The organism is Nostocoides sp. HKS02 (genome assembly GCF_009707485.1).
Taxonomy (GTDB): Bacteria; Actinomycetota; Actinomycetes; order Actinomycetales; family Dermatophilaceae; genus Pedococcus.
The window spans coordinates 519,967-536,303 of record NZ_CP046121.1; the positions used below are offsets into that span (position 1 = coordinate 519,967).

Consider the following 16,337-nt stretch of genomic DNA (forward strand, 5'->3'; position numbering starts at 1 on the left):
ACCGTACCCACCCCTAGAGTGGACGCATGAGCTCGACCGCACAGCGCAGTGTCGCCCTGGTCACCTTGGGGTGCACCCGCAACGACGTCGACTCCGAGGAGCTCGCCGGCCGCCTCGCCGCGGAGGGCTGGCTGCTGGTCGACAGCGCCGACGATGCCGACGTCGCGGTGGTCAACACCTGCGGGTTCGTCGAGCAGGCCAAGAAGGACTCGATCGACGTGCTGCTCGAGGCGTCCGCTCGCAAGGGCCAGGGCCGCACCAAGGCCGTCGTCGCCGTGGGCTGCCTCGCCGAGCGGTACGGATCCCAGCTCGCCGCCGAGCTGCCCGAGGCCGACGCGGTGCTGGGGTTCGACTCCTACGCCGACATGTCGACGCACCTGCAGGCCATCCTCGACGGCCACGCACCGGCCTCCCACACGCCCCAGGACCGCCGCCGGCTCCTGCCGCTGTCTCCCGTGGAGCGTCAGGACGGCGCCGCTGCGGTGGCCATCCCAGGTCACGGTGTCCCGGCTGACGTGACCATCGAGGGCCCCGTGCCCGCCTCCGGGCCCAGAGTGATCCGGGCTCGCCTCGACGGGCGCCCGTGGGCTCCGCTGAAGATCGCCAGCGGCTGCGACCGCCGCTGCGCCTTCTGCGCGATCCCGATGTTCCGCGGCGCCTTCGTGTCACGTCGTCCGCACGACATCATCGCCGAGGCCCACTGGCTGGCCGAGCGTGGCGTCAAGGAGCTCTTCCTGGTCAGCGAGAACTCCACGTCCTACGGCAAGGATCTCGGCGATATCGGCCTGCTCGAGAAGCTGCTGCCCGAGCTCACCGCGGTGCCCGGCATCGAGCGCGTGCGGGTCTCCTACCTCCAGCCCGCCGAGATCCGACCCGACCTGCTCGACGCCATGGCGACCGTGCCCGGCGTGGTGCCGTACTTCGACATCTCGTTCCAGCACGCCTCGGCGCCGCTGCTGCGCTCGATGCGACGCTTCGGCGGTCGCGAGGCGTTCCTCGGCCTGCTCGACCAGGTCCGTGAGCGGGCCCCGCTCGCCGGCATCCGCAGCAACGTCATCGTGGGTTTCCCGGGTGAGACCGAGGACGACCTCGCCGAGCTCGAGGCGTTCCTCGTCGCGGCCCGGCTCGACGTCGTGGGCGTGTTCGGGTACTCCGACGAGGACGGCACCGAGGCGCAGACCTATGGCGAGAAGCTGTCCGACGACGTCGTCACCGAGCGCGTCGCCCGGTTCAGCGCGCTGATCGAGGAGCTCAACCTCCAGCGCGCGGAGGAGCGCATCGGCGAGACCGTCGAGGTCCTCGTGGAGTCCGTGCCGTCCGGGTCGTCTGGGTCGTCTGAGTCGGATGACGACGAGCCGATGGTCGTGGGTCGGGCAGCGCACCAGGGCCCGGATGTCGACGGAGTCACCTACCTCGATCCTGCGGAGTTCCCCGGCGTCCGGGTGGGTGACCTCGTCCCCGCCAGGATCGTCGCCACCCACGGCATCGACCTCGTGGGGCAGCCGTGCTGAGCGAGTCGGCCCCCGCACCTGACCCGGCCGCGACCCCGGTGGCCAGCCCGGCGCCCAGCTCGTGGAACGTCGCCAACGCGCTCACCGTGTGCCGCATCCTGCTCGTCCCCGTCTACGGCTGGTTGCTGCTCAGCGACGGCGGCGCCAGCCCCAGAGAGCGCTGGTGGGCTGCCGCGGTGCTCGTGGTGGCGACCGCGACCGACCGGCTGGACGGCGACCTCGCGCGCCGTCACGGGCTGGTGACCAACCTCGGCAAGATCGCCGACCCGATCGCCGACAAGACCCTGATGGGCATGGCGTTCGTCGGCCTGTCGATCCTCGGGGACCTGCCGTGGTGGGTCACCGTCGTCGTGCTCGTGCGCGAGTGGGGGGTCACGGTGCTGCGCTTCTACGTGATCCGCCACGGGGTCATGCCCGCTGGCCGCGGGGGCAAGGTCAAGACGGCACTGCAGTTCTTCGGGCTGTTGTTGTACACGCTGCCGCTGTGGTCCTTCCCCGGAGCGGACGCGTGGACGTGGGTGGCCCGGATCATCCTGGCGCTGGCCGTCCTGGTTACCGTCGTCACCGGCCTCGACATCGCCGTCAAGGCGTTTCGGCTGCGCCGCGACAGCCCCCGGTCGGAGCGCAAGCGCCAGGCTCGCGCCGCACGCCGCGGATGAGCGCCGCCGAGGTCGTGGCCACCCTGACGGCCTCTGGGCTGACGATCGGCACCGCCGAGTCGCTCACCGGCGGGCTGGTCTGCGGCGCCCTGACGGAGGTGCCCGGTGCCTCCGCGGTCGTCCGGGGTGGGGTGGTCGCCTACGCCACCGACCTCAAGGCGGCGATGCTGGGCGTCGACGCCGACTTGCTGACAGCCGGGGGCGCTGTCCAGGCCGAGGTCGCGGTCCAGATGGCCCAGGGCGTATGCCGCGTGCTCGGCTGCGAGGTGGGCGTCGCGACGACCGGCGTCGCCGGACCCGATCCCCAGGACGGTCAGCCGGTGGGCACAGTGTTCGTCGCCGTGGCGACGTCCGCAGCGGCCGGGAGCCCTGCCTGTGTCCGCGTCGAGGCACTCTCGCTCGACGGAAGCCGGGATTCGATCCGCCACGAGACGGTCGAGGCCGCACTGGCCCTCGTGCTGGCTGTGGTGGAGGCCCAGGCGCAGGCTCACGTGCGCGAGTGACCGCTGCGGAAGATTCTGGCCGCCCGAGTCGTTGATCACGACATACTGTGAGTTTGTCCAATCCTCCGCGCGCGGTGTCCGGGGCGCGGGGTACCGTGGTCACAGCGGTCCGGTGCGCGGTGCACCAGGCCCGGTGCCGGAAAGGTGCCGAGTCCATGAGGGAGGCGTCATGATCCTGCTTCGTCGAGAGCTCGGTGACGTCCTCCGCGAGCAGCGGCAGTCGCAGGGACGCACCCTGCGCGAGGTGTCGGCTGCGGCGTCGGTGTCGCTGGGTTACCTCAGCGAGGTCGAGCGCGGCGAGAAGGAAGCATCATCCGAGCTGCTTGCCTCGATCTGTGGGGCGCTGCGCCTGCCACTGTCCGAGGTGCTTGGTCAGGTGTCCGAGCGGGTGGCCGAGACCGAGGCGCTGACAGCTCCGGTGGCGCTGCCGATTCCCTCGACTCCGCTGGTGTCCGCCTCCGCCGCCTGAGCGTGCGCTGGCTGAGCGTCTCCGTCTGAGCGTCTCCGCGCCTCGCTTGCTCAGCGTGCGCGGTACGGCGTCGCCCGTCCCCCCGACGACCCCAGGGGCCGTTGTGGCCTGCCGTCGTCCGTCATCCCCAGGCCGCCCTGGCACGTGGGGCAGTAGAACATCGTGCGCTCACGCCCGGGCGGCCCCACCATGGCGACGCGGACCGTGCTCGCGCACCGTCGACAGGGCCGTCCTGCCCGGGCATGGACGTAGGTCTCCTCGCCGTGACGGCGTACGCCGGTGCTGGCCTGCACCCCCTGGTGCCGTGCGGTGTCGATGAGCCGGTGCACCCGGGCCACCAGCGTGGCAAGGACCGCCTCGGGCAGCTCAGCGGCCATGGTCCACGGGTGCAGTCGCTCGAGGAACAGGCTCTCGGCAGCCCAGAGCGTGCCCACGCCGGCGAGGTGTCGCTGGTCGAGCAGCGCAGCCCCGATCGTGGCGTCGCTGGTGCGCAGGTTGGCGACCGCGACGGCCGCGTCCCAGTCGGGGCCGAGCAGGTCGGGGCCGAGGTGGCCCACGACGGTGGGCTCGTCAGCGGTGGGCAGGACCTCCAGCAGACCGAGACGGAGCCCGAGCGCGGTCCAGGTGCTCGTGCCGATCGCGGCCCGCAGGTCGCTGCGGCGTAACCAGCGGGGTGTGTCGGCGGCCCGCTCGACGCGCCACTGACCCTCCATGCGGAGGTGGGAGTGCACCGTCACCCCCGAGTCGAGCCGGTGCAGCAGATGCTTGCCGCGACTGACCACCTCGAGGGTGGTGGCGCCTCTCAGGTCGATGGTGGCGACCGCAGGAAAGCGCAGGTCGCACACCACCACCGGCGCGCCGGCCAGCGCCTGGTCGAGCCGGTGGGCCGTGCGCCAGACGGTGTCACCCTCGGGCATCGGTCACCGGCGGAGCCTCAGGCCGCGAGGCGTGGCATGGAACCCGGCTCGCGCGAGGGCTGCGGCGAGCGGATGTGCGGAACCGAGGACGGTGTCCCCGTCGGCCTTCTCCACGGTCAGTCGTCCGAGCGCACCCTCGCGCACGGCGAGGGCGAGCGCGTCGGCAGCACTCTGGAGCGGCTGGTCGTCCTCGGTCCATGACAACAGGGTCTTGCCTCCGCGCTCGACGTAGAGGACGAGCTCGCCGTCGACCAGCACCACGAGGGCGCCCGCCTTGCGGGCTGGCTGGTGACCGCGCTTCGTAGCCCCGACCGTGGTCGTCGCGGAGTCCTTCGCACCGTCGGAACCGCTGGGCGGCTCGGCGCCGTGGGGGCCTCGGTCGGCGGCGCGCTGCGGCCACGGGAGCGCCGCGCCGTACGGGTTGGCCGGATCGGTCGCCGCGAGCACCATGGCGGGCGTCGCCCGGTCGGTCGCCGCCCCGAGCGGGCGGACCCCGGCGCGCAGCCGGTCAACCGCCCCGGTGGTCGAGAACTGGGAGGCCCCGAGCGACTCCACGAAGTACCCCCGCCGCACCCGACCCGACTCCTCGGCCGCCGCGAGCACCCGGTAGACGCCGGCGAAGCCGCCCGGCACGTCCTCGGCCACGACACTGCCCCGGGTCACGATGCCGTAGCGGTCGAGCAGGACCTCGGCCGTGGCGTACGCGCGAACGGTCGGGTCAGGCTCGGGCTCGGGCAGGAGCGACCATCGCCCCGCACCGGCCGGCGGCCCACCGCGCACGGGCATGGTGGGCCGACCCAGGCTGCGCTGGCCGGACAGCGCTCCGAGGGAGCCCCGCCGCCCGGCATACCTCGTGGTGCGCGGCCCGGAGCGGGAGCGTTTGTGGGCGGTGCGGCCACCGGCAAGGTGGGCGCGCAGCGGTGCGAGGGTGTCGTTGGTGACCAGGCCGTCCCACGCGAGCGACCACAGGTCCGTGAGGAGGCCCTCGTCGTCCTGGCTGCCGACCGCGTCGGAGAGGGTGCGGAAGAAGTACGCGCCGCCCCCCTGACAGGGCGTCGAGGATCGCCTGCTGCAGGTCGGTCACGGGGCTGGCTCCCGGCGGGGCCAGGGTGAGGTGGGCAGTGTCAGCGAGGTGGAGCGAGACCCACCCGTCGTCGCCCGGCAGGGCGCCATGGCCTCGCCAGACGACCTCGCCGCTGCTGGTGAGGTCATCGAGCAGGGCGGGGGTGTAACCGACCACCCGGCTGGGCAGCACGAGGGTCTCGAGCGCGCTGGCGGGCACGACCGCGCCGGCGAGCTGCTCGATGGCCCGGACCAGCCCCTCGCGACCGCGCAGGGCGCCGCCCACGCCCTGCCAGGCTGGCAGGAAGCGGGCCAGCTCGACCGCAGCCACCGGCTCGACCTCGGCGCGCAGTGCTGCCAGCGACCGGCGCCGCAGCAGCCGCAGCACCTCGGCGTCGCAGTAGTCGAGCCCGTGCAGGCCGCCGCCGTTCTCGGTCGGGAGCAGCTCACCCTCGACGACCCGACCGGCCGAGACCAGGCGGCGCAGCGCATCGGTGGCGACGGCCGGTCCGACCCCCACCAGGCCGCGACGGCGGCGGCGGGGAACGGACCGTGCGTGCGGGCGTAGCGTCGAACCAGGTCCCCGAGCGGGTCGGGGACCGACTCGAGGAACGCCTGGGGGATGCCGACCGGCAGCGAGCACCCCAGGGCGTCACGCAGGCGGCCCGCGTCCTCGATCGCGGCCCAGCGCTCCTCGCCGGCCACCCGGACCCGGATCAGCCGACGGGCACCCTCGAGCTCGACGAGCCAGCCGCCGACCGTCGCCGCGGTCGCCGGGTCCTGGCAACGCCTGACGATGTCGTCGAGGGGGAGGGGGCCGAGCGCCCGCAGCAGGTCGGCCACGTCCTCGGCGTCGCGACAGGCGCGCTCGGGGGTGAGGCGCTGGAGCTCGGTCTCGGTGCGGGTGACCTCGGCGGGGTCGAGCAGGTCGCGCAGCGAGAGGCCCTCGCCGCGGCCGAGCAGCTCGGCCAGGAGGGTCGGGTCGAGGGCGAGGGCGGCGGCGCGCTTCTCGGCCAGGGGCGAGTCGCCCTCGTAGAGGAACTGCGCGACGTACCCGAACATCAGGGACCGGGCGAACGGCGAGGGCTGGGCCGACTCGACGTCGACCATGGTGACCTCGCGGGACTCGATCGAGCGCATCAGGGCGGTCAGCCCCGGCACGTCGAACACGTCCTGGACGCACTCGCGCACCGTCTCGAGGACGATCGGGAACGACGCGTACTGGCTGGCCACCTCGAGCAGCTGGGCGGCCCGCTGGCGCTGCTGCCACAGCGGCTGGCGGCGGTCGGGACGCCGTCGGGGCAGGAGCAGCGCCCGGGACGCGCACTCCCTGAAGCGGGCGGCGAACAGCGCCGACCCGCCGATCTGCGAGGTCACCAGGTCGTGCACCTCGTCGGCCTCGAGCCGCACGAGCTCGAGCAGCTCGGCCCCGATGCCGCGCCCCGACGACCCGGTGGACCCCTCGTCGTCGAACTCGAGGTCGGGCAGGCGGAAGACGATGCCGTCGTCGCCGTGCATGGCCTGCACGTCGACGCCGTAGCGCTCGCGCATGCGGGCCGAGACGCACAGCGCCCACGGCGCGTGCACCTGACCACCGAACGGTGAGTGCACCGCGACCCGCCAGTCGCCGATCTCGTCGCGGAACCGCTCGACCACGATGGTCCGGTCATCGGGAACGTGGCGGGTGGCCTGCTGCTGCTCGGACAGGTAGGCGAGCAGGTTGTCGGTGGCCCACTCGTCGAGGCCGGCCGCGGTGACCCGCTCGCGGGCCCTGGCGGGGGAGAGCCCCACGACCTCGCGGACGAACGCGCCCACCGCCCGGCCCAGCTCTGCCGGGCGACCTAGCTGGTCGCCCTTCCAGAACGGCAGCCGTCCCGGCAGGCCGGGCGCCGGGGTCACCAGCACCCGGTCGTGGGTGATGTCCTCGATGCGCCACGTCGAGGTGCCGAGGGTGAACACGTCGCCGACCCGGGACTCGTAGACCATCTCCTCGTCGAGCTCACCGACCCGTCGGCCCGCGCCCTCGGACGAGGCGAGGAACACGGCATACAACCCGCGGTCGGGGATGGTGCCGCCGGAGGTGACGGCGAGCCGCTGAGCCCCCGGACGCCCGGTGAGGGTGCCCGTGACCCGGTCCCAGACGATGCGAGGGCGCAGCTCGGCGAACTCGTCGCTGGGGTAGCGCCCCGAGAGCATGTCGAGCACGGACTCGAGGATCGACCGGGGCAGCGCCGCGAACGGCGTGGCGCGGCGGACCACCTGCTCGAGGTCGTCGACGGTCCACTCGTCGAGCGCGCACATGGCCACGATCTGCTGGGCGAGCACGTCGACCGGGTTGGCCGGCACGCGCAGGGACTCGATGGCACCGGTCCGCATGCGCTCGACGACGACCGCGGTCTGCACGAGGTCGCCCCGGAACTTCGGGAAGAGGACCCCGCGGGACACTGCCCCGACCTGGTGGCCGGCGCGCCCGACCCGCTGGAGCCCGGACGCCACGGACGGCGGTGACTCGACCTGGATCACCAGGTCGACGGCCCCCATGTCGATGCCCAGCTCCAGCGAGCTCGTCGCGACCACGGCGGGCAGGCGGCCGGCCTTGAGGTCCTCCTCGATCAGCTGGCGGTGCTCCTTGCTCACCGACCCGTGGTGGGCCCGCGCGAGGACCGCGGGTGCGCCGGACGACGCGCCCGACTGGGCCATGAGCTGGGCAGGCGTGCGCCCGGCGGTATGCCGCGGGGCGGGCTCGGCAGGCTCGTCACCACGAGCCTCGCGGGCCGTCTCGAGGCGCTCGTCCCATATCTCGTTGAGCCGGGCGGTGAGCCGCTCCGCGAGGCGTCGGGAGTTGGAGAAGACCAAGGTGGAGCGATGGGTGGCGATCAGGTCGACGATGCGCTCCTCGACGTGTGGCCAGATCGAGGCACGCCGCTCGGCGCCCGAGGCCGGACCCGACAGGTCGCCCTCGATCACCTCACCGAGGGCGGACATGTCCGCGATCGGGACGACGACCTCGAGGTCCCACTCCTTGGTCGACGGTGGCCGCACGACCTCGACCGGCCGGCCGCCGGCGAGGTAGCGAGCCACCTCGTCGACCGGTTCGACGGTGGCGGACAGGCCGATGCGTTGCGCCGGGGTGTCGAGCAGGGCGTCGAGGCGCTCGAGCGAGAGGGCGAGGTGGGCGCCGCGCTTGGTGCCGGCGACGGCGTGCACCTCGTCGAGGATGACGGTCTCGACCCCGGCCAGGGCCTCGCGGGCCTGGGAGGTGAGGATGAGGAAGAGCGACTCAGGGGTGGTGATGAGCACGTCGGTGGGAGTGCGCGCGAATGCGCGGCGCTCGTTCGCCGGCGTGTCGCCGGAACGCACGGCCACGGTGATGTCGGGTGGGGTCAGCCCGAGCCGGGTCGCCGCGTGGCCGATGCCGACCAGCGGCGAGCGCAGGTTGCGCTCGACGTCGACGGCCAGGGCCTTCATCGGGGAGACGTAGAGGACCCGGCACCGCTTGAGCCGCTCGACGGGAACCGGCTCGCTGGACAACCGGTCGAGCGCCCAGAGGAACGCGGACAGCGTCTTGCCCGAGCCGGTGGGCGCCACGACGAGCGCATGGTGCCCCGAGCTGATCGCCGACCAGGCGCCGGCCTGGGCCGCGGTGGGCGCGGTGAAGGAGCCCCTGAACCACGCCGCGGTGGCGGGGGAGAACCGGTCGAGCACGTCGCCTGCCATCAGAGCCACAGCCTCTCACCCCGGACCGACACTCGCTGCCGCCGTAGGACGCTGGCTGGTCGGCCGGTGGTCCTGTCGGACGCTGTGCCTACACTCGGGCCGTGCGTCTGAGCCGGTTCTGGGAGCTGATGAACGACGAGTTCGGCGAGACCTATGCCGGCTCGCTCGCTCGCGGGCACACCCTGCACGCCCTCGGCGACGTCACGGTGCTCGAGGCGCTGGACCGCGGCGAGTCTCCTCGGCGGGTCTGGCTCGCGCTCTGCGACGACATGGACGTGCCCGAGTCGCGCCGACTCGGCATCGAGCGCCGGCACGTCCGGTGACCCGTCTCGACTGGTCGGCCCACCCGCTGGTCCTCGCACCCATGGCGGGCGGCCCGACCACCGTGGCACTCGCCGCCGCGGCGGCTCGGGGAGGGATGTTCCCGTTCCTCGCCGGCGCCTACCTCACCGCCGCGCGGCTGCGCGAGGACGTCGCAGCCCTGCGTGCGGCGACCGCGGCGCCGTTCGGGGTCAACGTCTTCGCGCCGTCACCGAACCTGCCCACGATGCACGCCGACGCCCTCGCGTATGCCGAGCTGCTGGCGCCGTGGGCGGCCGCCGCGGGCGTCGAGCTCGGCGAGCCGCGCTATGACGACGACGCGTTCGACGCCAAGGTGGACCTGCTCGTCGAGCTGGCGCCGCCGCTCGTGAGCTTCGCCTTCGCCTGGCCACCCGCCGAGGTCGTGGCCCGCCTCCAGGCGGCCGGCGTCGAGGTCTGGGTCACGCTCAACGATCCCGACGAGGTGGCCTGGGCGCAGGAGCTGGGCGTCGACGGGCTGGTGGCCCAGGGCTGGGAGGCCGGCGGTCACCGGGGTGGCCCGGTCGACACCGGCGCAGAACAGCTGGCGGTGCGCGAGCTCGTCAGCGCACTGCGAGACCGCAGTCCGCTGCCGGTGATGGCGGCCGGCGGGCTCATGACCGGTGGCGACGCCGCGCAACTGCGCGCGGTCGGCGCGGTGGCCAGCGCGTTCGGCACGGCCTTCCTGGACTGCGTCGAGGCCGGCACCGCCGGGGTCCACCGGTATGCGCTCACCCACCGCAGCGGCACGCGCGTCACGCGGGCGTTCACCGGCCGCAGCGCGCGGGCCCTGAGCACGACGTGGACCGAGCGGTTCGGCGACGTCGCGCCGGCGGCATACCCCCACGTGCACCACCTGACCGCGCCCCTGCGGGCCCACGGCAAGGCGACCGGCGAGGCCGAGCTGGTGCACCTGTGGGCGGGCACCGGCCACGCCGGGATCCGTCCGATGGCGGCCACCGAGCTGGCCCGCACCCTGCGGGCCGAGCTGGACGCCGGAAATGGGTGAGAGCGTGTCGGCGATTGTCGGTAGCGTGCAGCATCGTGCCTGACGACGACATCCTGCTGAGCGCCTCGGGGCTGACGAAGACCTTCGGGGACTTCACGGCCGTCGACGGCATCGACTTCGCGGTCCGCAAGGGGGAGTGCTTCGGGTTCCTCGGTCCCAACGGGGCGGGCAAGTCCTCGACGATGCGCATGGTGGGGTGTGTCTCCCCGGTCTCCGACGGTGAGCTGCGGCTGTTCGGGCTCGACCCCGGTCAGCACGGCCCGGCCATCCGCGCGCGCCTGGGCAGCTGCCCCCAGAAGGACACCCTCGACGAGGAGCTCACGGTCGAGGAGAACCTCTGGGTCTACGGCCGCTACTTCGGCCTCTCGCGCAAGGAGGTCCGCTCCCGGGCTGCCGAGCTGCTCGACTTCGCCCAGCTCACCGACCGGGCCGGTGACAAGGTCGAGCCGCTGTCCGGCGGCATGAAGCGGCGGCTGACGATCGCCCGCTCGCTGATCAACTCACCCGAGATCCTGCTGCTCGACGAGCCCACCACGGGCCTGGACCCGCAAGCGCGCCACGTCCTGTGGGACCGGCTCTTCCGGCTCAAGCGCTCCGGCGTGACGCTGGTGCTGACCACGCACTACATGGACGAGGCGGAGCAGCTCTGCGACCGGCTGGTGGTCATGGACCACGGGCGGATCGTCGCCGAGGGGTCGCCTCGCGAGCTCATCGACACCTACTCGACCCGTGAGGTGCTCGAGCTGCGCTTCGACGTCGAGGACCAGCGCGACTTCGCCCAACAGCTCGCCGGGGTGGGGGAGCGGGTGGAGGTCCTGCCCGACCGCCTGCTGGTCTACACCGACGACGGCGACGCGGCCGCCGCGGCAGTCCACGCCCGCGGCATCGCGCCGCTGTCCTCGTTGGTGCGCCGCTCGACCCTGGAAGACGTGTTCCTCCACCTGACCGGCCGGACGCTGGTGGACTGATGTCACCCCTGCCGCCCACCGAAGCCGTCACCGAGCAGTGGGAGCAACGGGCCACCCCAGGCCCGCGACCCGCACTGAGCGCCCACGAACGGGTGCTGGCAGTGTGGGAGTACCACCTGCGGGTCTATCGCCGGACCTGGCGTGGCTCGGTCATCTCCCGGGCGCTCATGCCCCTGCTCTTCCTGCTGTCCATGGGGGTCGGGCTCGGGTCGCTGGTCGACCACCGGGCCGGCGGCGTCCACGGCGTGCCGTACCTCGCGTTCGTGGCCCCGGCGATCCTGGCGGTGCAGACCATGTGGGTGGCCAACGGCGAGTCGACGTACCAGGTGCTCGGGTACATCAAGTGGAACATGACCTACCACGCCCAGCTGGCCTCGCCTCTGGGCGTGCGCGACGTGCTCTCAGGGCACTTCCTGGCGGTGGCCTGCCACCTGGTCATGTCCACGTCGTTCTTCATGGTCGTCGCCGCGCTGTTCGGGGGCTTCCACTCCTGGTGGGCCCTGCTGTGCCTGCCGATCGCCGTCCTGACCGGCATGGCCTTCAGCATCCCGATGTTCGCGTTCACCGCGGTGCAGGAGGGTGACAACGGGTTCAACATCCTGTTCCGCTGGATCATCACGCCGATGATGCTCTTCTCCGGGACGTTCTTCCCCATCCAGCAGCTGCCCGTCTGGATGCAGCCGATCGCCTGGGCGACGCCCCTGTGGCACGGCGTCGAGGCCTGTCGCGCGGTGGCCAGCGGCACCATCGCCTGGGGGCCGCTGGCCGGTCACCTGCTCGTCCCGCTGGCGTATGCCGCGGTGGGCTGGTGGCTTGCCGAGCGCGCCTTTGCCCGGAGGCTGGTTCCGTGAGCGCGACCACGACTTCGACCTCGCCGGCCGCGCGGGTGGCTCGTCTCGTCCCGATGCCTGCGGGGGCCGGCCTCGCCCGGATGATGGTCGAGCGCAACGTCACGGCGTTCCGACGGGGCTGGATCGCGCTCGTCACCGGGTTTGCCGAGCCGGTGTTCTACCTGTTCTCCCTCGGGATCGGGATCGGCGCCCTAGTGCACACCGTCACCACCGACTCGGGCCGCGTCGTGAGCTACGTGCAGTTCGTCGCGCCGGCGCTGCTGGCGACCTCGGCGATGAACGGCGCCGTGTTCGACTCGACCTTCAACGTGTTCTTCAAGCTGAAGTACGCCCGCCTGTACGACGCCGTGCTGGCCACCCCCATGGGCCCGCGGGACATCGCCGTCGGAGAGATCTCGTGGTCGCTCATCCGCGGCGGGATGTACTCGGCCCTGTTCCTGGCGGTGGCCCTGGTGGCTGGTGCGGTCACCTCCTGGTGGGCCGTGCTGGCCTTGCCCGCGGCCGTGTTCATCGGCTTCGCCTTCGCGGCGGCGGGGATGTTCGCCACGACCTTCATGCGCTCGTGGGTCGACTTCGACTACGTGACCCTGGCGATCCAGCCGATGTTCCTGTTCTCGGCGACCTTCTTCCCGCTGTCGACCTACCCCGATGCGCTGCGATGGCTGGTGGAGTGCACTCCGCTGTACCACGGCGTCGCGCTCGAGCGGGCGCTCCTGCTCGGGGACGTGGGCTGGGGAGTGCTGGGTCACGTGCTGTACCTGGGCGTGCTGGGTGGGGTGGGCGTCATCGGCGCAGCCCGTCGGCTCGAACGACTGCTGCTTTCGTAGGTCGGCGTGTCGCGCTAGACCACCGCCCATTTCGAACACACGTTCGGTAGACTCATGCACAGGTGGAGCCCCGACGGGCCTTCGTCCACAGCTCTGGTGTGGGCTCAGGTCGACTGTCGGTGGCGACTCCTAGCGTCTGACCCAACAGCGGATACTGCACAGATTCTGACTGACCAGTTCTCTGACTGACCAGGGTCGAAGGCAGGCGCGCCCGACTCGACCAGTGAAAGAAGGAACCGTGGCGAAGATGGCTGCAACCACCAGCTCGAACGGCATCGACCAGAAGGCCAAGTCCCTGGACTCCGTCATGGGCCAGATCGAGAAGTCGTTCGGCAAGGGCGCCGTGATGCGCCTGGGCGACGACATCCGACCGCCCATCGAAGTGATCCCCACCGGCTCGATCGCGCTCGACATCGCGCTCGGCATCGGTGGCCTTCCGCGCGGTCGGGTCGTGGAGATCTACGGCCCGGAGTCCTCGGGCAAGACCACCGTCGCCCTGCATGCGATCGCCAACGCGCAGAAGGCCGGCGGCATCGCCGCGTTCATCGACGCCGAGCACGCCCTCGACCCGGAGTACGCCAAGAAGCTGGGGGTCGACACCGACGCTCTGCTCGTCAGCCAGCCCGACACCGGTGAGCAGGCACTCGAGATCGCCGACATGCTGATCCGCTCGGGCGCCCTCGACATCATCGTCATCGACTCCGTCGCGGCGCTGGTTCCCCGTGCCGAGATCGAGGGCGAGATGGGCGACAGCCACGTGGGCCTGCAGGCCAGGCTCATGTCCCAGGCCCTGCGCAAGCTCACCGGCGCCATCAACAACACGGGCACCACCGCCATCTTCATCAACCAGCTCCGCGAGAAGATCGGCGTCATGTTCGGCTCGCCCGAGACGACGACCGGTGGCAAGGCGCTGAAGTTCTACGCCTCGGTCCGACTCGACGTCCGCCGCATCGAGACGCTCAAGGACGGCACCGAACCCGTCGGCAACCGCACCCGCGTCAAGGTCGTCAAGAACAAGGTCTCGCCCCCGTTCAAGCAGGCCGAGTTCGACATCCTCTACGGCTTCGGCATCTCTCGCGAGGGTGGCCTCATCGACATGGGCGTCGACCAGGGCTTCGTCCGCAAGGCCGGTGCCTGGTACACCTACGACGGCGACCAGCTGGGCCAGGGCAAGGAGAACGCCCGGCAGTTCCTCAAGGACAACCCCGACCTGGCCGACGAGATCGAGAAGAAGATCAAGGAGAAGCTCGGCATCGGTCCGCAGGTCGACAAGCCGGCCATAGCTGTCGTCCCTGAGGTCTCCGTCGAGTTCTGATCCGCATGACTGCGCGACACGACACGGCCAGGGCTGCCCTCGAGGCGGCCCTGGCCGCGACCGCGTCCGACCGAGCCGAGGCCCGGCCCGAGCGGCCCGACCGACCCGAACCGGCCGAACAGTCCGGTGAACCGAACCCCTATGACGTCGCCCGCCAGATCGCCTTGCGCCAGCTCGCGCTGTCACCGAAGAGCCGCAAGCAGCTCCTCGACAAGCTGCGCCAGCGCAACTGCCCCGACGACGTCGCCGAGGCGGTGCTCGACCGCCTCACCGAGGTCGGGCTCATCGACGACGAGGCGTTTGCCGGGATGCTCGTCCGGTCCCAGCAGGCCGGCCGCGGCCTGGCCAAGCGAGCCCTCGCGCGCGAGCTGCGCACCAAGGGCGTCGACGACGAGACGGCGCAGGCCGCGCTGGAGGCGGTCAGCTCCGACGACGAGCGGGCCCGCGCGGAGCGGCTCGTGGCCAAGCGCCTGAAGGCTCTGCACGGGCTCGAGCCCGCTGTGCAGACCCGTCGGCTCGCCGCCATGCTGGCCCGCAAGGGGTACCCCTCCGACCTGGTGATGAGCGTGGTTCGCGAGGCCGTCGCGAACGCGCCGGAGCACCGGCGTGACTGAGCACGGCATACCCGGCGGTGCGCAGCACGTACCCTTGTCCGTGCGATGAGTACCACCACAGCCCTCGTGGCCCACCCCACCTACGACGTCCGCACCCATGGGTGCCAGATGAACGTCCACGACTCCGAGCGGCTGGCCGGGCTGCTCGAGACGGCGGGCTACGTCGACGTCAACAGCCTCCCGGCAGACCAGCGCCCTGAGGCTGCCGACGTGGTCGTCTTCAACACGTGTGCGGTGCGCGAGAACGCCGACAACAAGCTCTACGGCAACCTCGGTCAGCTGCGTCCGGCCAAGACCCGCAACCCCGACATGCAGATCGCCGTCGGCGGCTGCATGGCCCAGAAGGACCGCGAGACCATCGTCGCGCGTGCGCCCTGGGTCGATGTCGTGTTCGGCACCAACAACATCGGCAGCCTCCCGGCCCTGCTCGACCGGGCGCGCCACAACAAGCGCGCGGAGGTCGAGATCCTCGAGAGCCTCGAGGTGTTCCCGAGCACGCTGCCGACGCGACGTGACTCGGCCTATGCCGGCTGGGTCTCGATCTCGGTGGGGTGCAACAACACCTGCACGTTCTGCATCGTCCCGAGCCTGCGTGGTCGTGAGGCCGACCGGCGCCCTGGTGACGTCCTGGCCGAGATCCGGGCGCTCGTCGAGCAGGGGGTCGTCGAGGTGACCCTGCTCGGACAGAACGTCAACACCTATGGCGTCGAGTTCGGCGACCGACTCGCGTTCGGCAAGCTGTTGCGGGCCTGCGGCGAGATCGACGGTCTGGAGCGGGTCCGGTTCACCAGCCCCCACCCCGCGGCATTCACCGACGACGTCATCACCGCGATGGCGCAGACCCCGAACGTCATGCCCAGCCTGCACATGCCGCTGCAGTCGGGCTCCGACAAGGTGCTCAAGGACATGCGCCGGTCCTACCGCAGTGCGAAGTTCCTCGGCATCCTCGACAAGGTCCGCGCCCAGATCCCTGACGCGGCGATCACCACCGACATCATCGTCGGCTTCCCCGGCGAGACCGAGGCCGACTTCGCCGAGACGCTGCGCGTCGTGCGCGAGTCCCGGTTCGCGAGCGCCTTCACCTTCCAGTACTCCATCCGCCCGGGCACCCCGGCCGCGACGATGCCCGACCAGCTGCCCAAGGCGGTCGTCCAGGAGCGTTACGAGCGGCTGATCGAGGTCCAGGAGGAGGTCTCCTGGGCGGAGAACCGCCGCCTCGAGGGGCGCGAGGTCGAGGTGCTCGTCGCCACCGGCGAGGGACGCAAGGACACCGCGACCCACCGACTCTCAGGTCGAGCCCGGGACAACCGGCTGGTGCACTTCGCCGTGCCCGAGGGCGGCGAGCGACCGCGTCCGGGTGACCTGGTCACGGTCGGGGTCACCTACGGCGCGCCTCACCACCTGGTCGCCGACGCCTCCCTCGCGGGTGGCGCGTATGCCGTGCGCCGTTCGGCCGGCGGCGATGCATGGGCGGCGCTCCAGGACGCTCCGGTCCCGGGCAAGCCCGGGGTCTCGCTGGGCATGCCCGGTGTGGGTCGGCCCGCACCCACGGCCGCGCCCACCTGCGGCTGACGAT

The 16,337-nt window shown here is 71.9% G+C and carries 13 protein-coding genes and 1 pseudogene; 12 read left to right on the forward strand and 2 right to left on the reverse strand.

What is annotated here, in order from left to right:
• The first annotated feature begins 26 nt into the window (after positions 1 to 26).
• From rimO to GKE56_RS02430, 4 genes are all read left to right on the forward strand, one after another.
• Positions 27 to 1,511 (forward strand): 30S ribosomal protein S12 methylthiotransferase RimO, encoded by a 1,485-nt coding sequence (rimO, locus tag GKE56_RS02415; protein ID WP_154683194.1) that lies wholly within the window; start codon positions 27 to 29, stop codon positions 1,509 to 1,511.
• A complete protein-coding gene (gene pgsA, locus GKE56_RS02420; RefSeq protein ID WP_154683195.1) occupies positions 1,505 to 2,170 on the forward strand; it encodes a CDP-diacylglycerol--glycerol-3-phosphate 3-phosphatidyltransferase in 666 nt (221 codons plus the stop codon). The genes rimO and pgsA overlap by 7 nt, the downstream gene beginning before the upstream one ends.
• A complete protein-coding gene (locus tag GKE56_RS02425) occupies positions 2,167 to 2,673 on the forward strand; it encodes a CinA family protein (RefSeq protein ID WP_154683196.1) in 507 nt (168 codons plus the stop codon). The genes pgsA and GKE56_RS02425 overlap by 4 nt, the downstream gene beginning before the upstream one ends.
• Positions 2,674 to 2,842: 169 nt before the next feature.
• Entirely contained in the window at positions 2,843 to 3,142 is a 300-nt protein-coding gene (locus GKE56_RS02430) for a helix-turn-helix domain-containing protein (RefSeq protein WP_154683197.1), read from the forward strand.
• Between the two features lie 50 nt (positions 3,143 to 3,192).
• Here the strand turns inward: GKE56_RS02430 and GKE56_RS02435 are convergent, their stop codons facing one another.
• Entirely contained in the window at positions 3,193 to 4,059 is an 867-nt protein-coding gene (locus GKE56_RS02435) for an Fpg/Nei family DNA glycosylase (protein WP_154683198.1), read from the reverse strand.
• 3 nt (positions 4,060 to 4,062) lie between these two features.
• A pseudogene (locus GKE56_RS02440) lies at positions 4,063 to 8,838 on the reverse strand (ATP-dependent helicase).
• 101 nt (positions 8,839 to 8,939) lie between these two features.
• On the opposite strand from GKE56_RS02440, the gene GKE56_RS02445 reads away from it, so the two are divergent.
• The 8 genes from GKE56_RS02445 to miaB all read left to right on the forward strand — a co-directional run bounded on the left by GKE56_RS02445 (position 8,940) and on the right by miaB (position 16,333).
• Positions 8,940 to 9,161 carry a DUF3046 domain-containing protein gene (locus GKE56_RS02445; protein ID WP_154683199.1) on the forward strand — a complete coding sequence of 74 codons (222 nt, stop codon included), beginning with the start codon at positions 8,940 to 8,942 and terminating at the stop codon, positions 9,159 to 9,161.
• A complete protein-coding gene (locus GKE56_RS02450; RefSeq protein ID WP_230209137.1) occupies positions 9,158 to 10,186 on the forward strand; it encodes a nitronate monooxygenase in 1,029 nt (342 codons plus the stop codon). Before GKE56_RS02445 ends, GKE56_RS02450 begins: the two co-directional genes overlap by 4 nt.
• Before the next feature lie 35 nt (positions 10,187 to 10,221).
• Positions 10,222 to 11,154, forward strand: a complete 933-nt coding sequence (locus tag GKE56_RS02455) for an ABC transporter ATP-binding protein (protein WP_154683200.1) — start codon at positions 10,222 to 10,224, stop codon at positions 11,152 to 11,154.
• On the forward strand, positions 11,154 to 12,005 hold the full coding sequence (locus tag GKE56_RS02460; protein ID WP_154683201.1) for an ABC transporter permease: 852 nt from the start codon (positions 11,154 to 11,156) through the stop codon (positions 12,003 to 12,005). The genes GKE56_RS02455 and GKE56_RS02460 overlap by 1 nt, the downstream gene beginning before the upstream one ends.
• Positions 12,002 to 12,832 carry an ABC transporter permease gene (locus tag GKE56_RS02465; RefSeq protein ID WP_230209138.1) on the forward strand — a complete coding sequence of 277 codons (831 nt, stop codon included), beginning with the start codon at positions 12,002 to 12,004 and terminating at the stop codon, positions 12,830 to 12,832. The genes GKE56_RS02460 and GKE56_RS02465 overlap by 4 nt, the downstream gene beginning before the upstream one ends.
• 247 nt (positions 12,833 to 13,079) lie before the next feature.
• The gene (gene recA, locus GKE56_RS02470; RefSeq protein WP_154683202.1) at positions 13,080 to 14,147 is read left to right on the forward strand and encodes a recombinase RecA; all 1,068 of its coding nucleotides are present in this window, start codon (positions 13,080 to 13,082) and stop codon (positions 14,145 to 14,147) included.
• Between the two features lie 5 nt (positions 14,148 to 14,152).
• Positions 14,153 to 14,761: a regulatory protein RecX gene (locus GKE56_RS02475; RefSeq protein WP_154683203.1), complete on the forward strand. Its 609-nt coding sequence runs from the start codon at positions 14,153 to 14,155 to the stop codon at positions 14,759 to 14,761.
• 45 nt (positions 14,762 to 14,806) lie between these two features.
• Complete coding sequence (gene miaB / locus GKE56_RS02480; RefSeq protein ID WP_154683204.1) at positions 14,807 to 16,333, forward strand: tRNA (N6-isopentenyl adenosine(37)-C2)-methylthiotransferase MiaB; 1,527 nt, start codon at positions 14,807 to 14,809, stop codon at positions 16,331 to 16,333.
• The last annotated feature ends 4 nt before the right edge of the window (positions 16,334 to 16,337 follow it).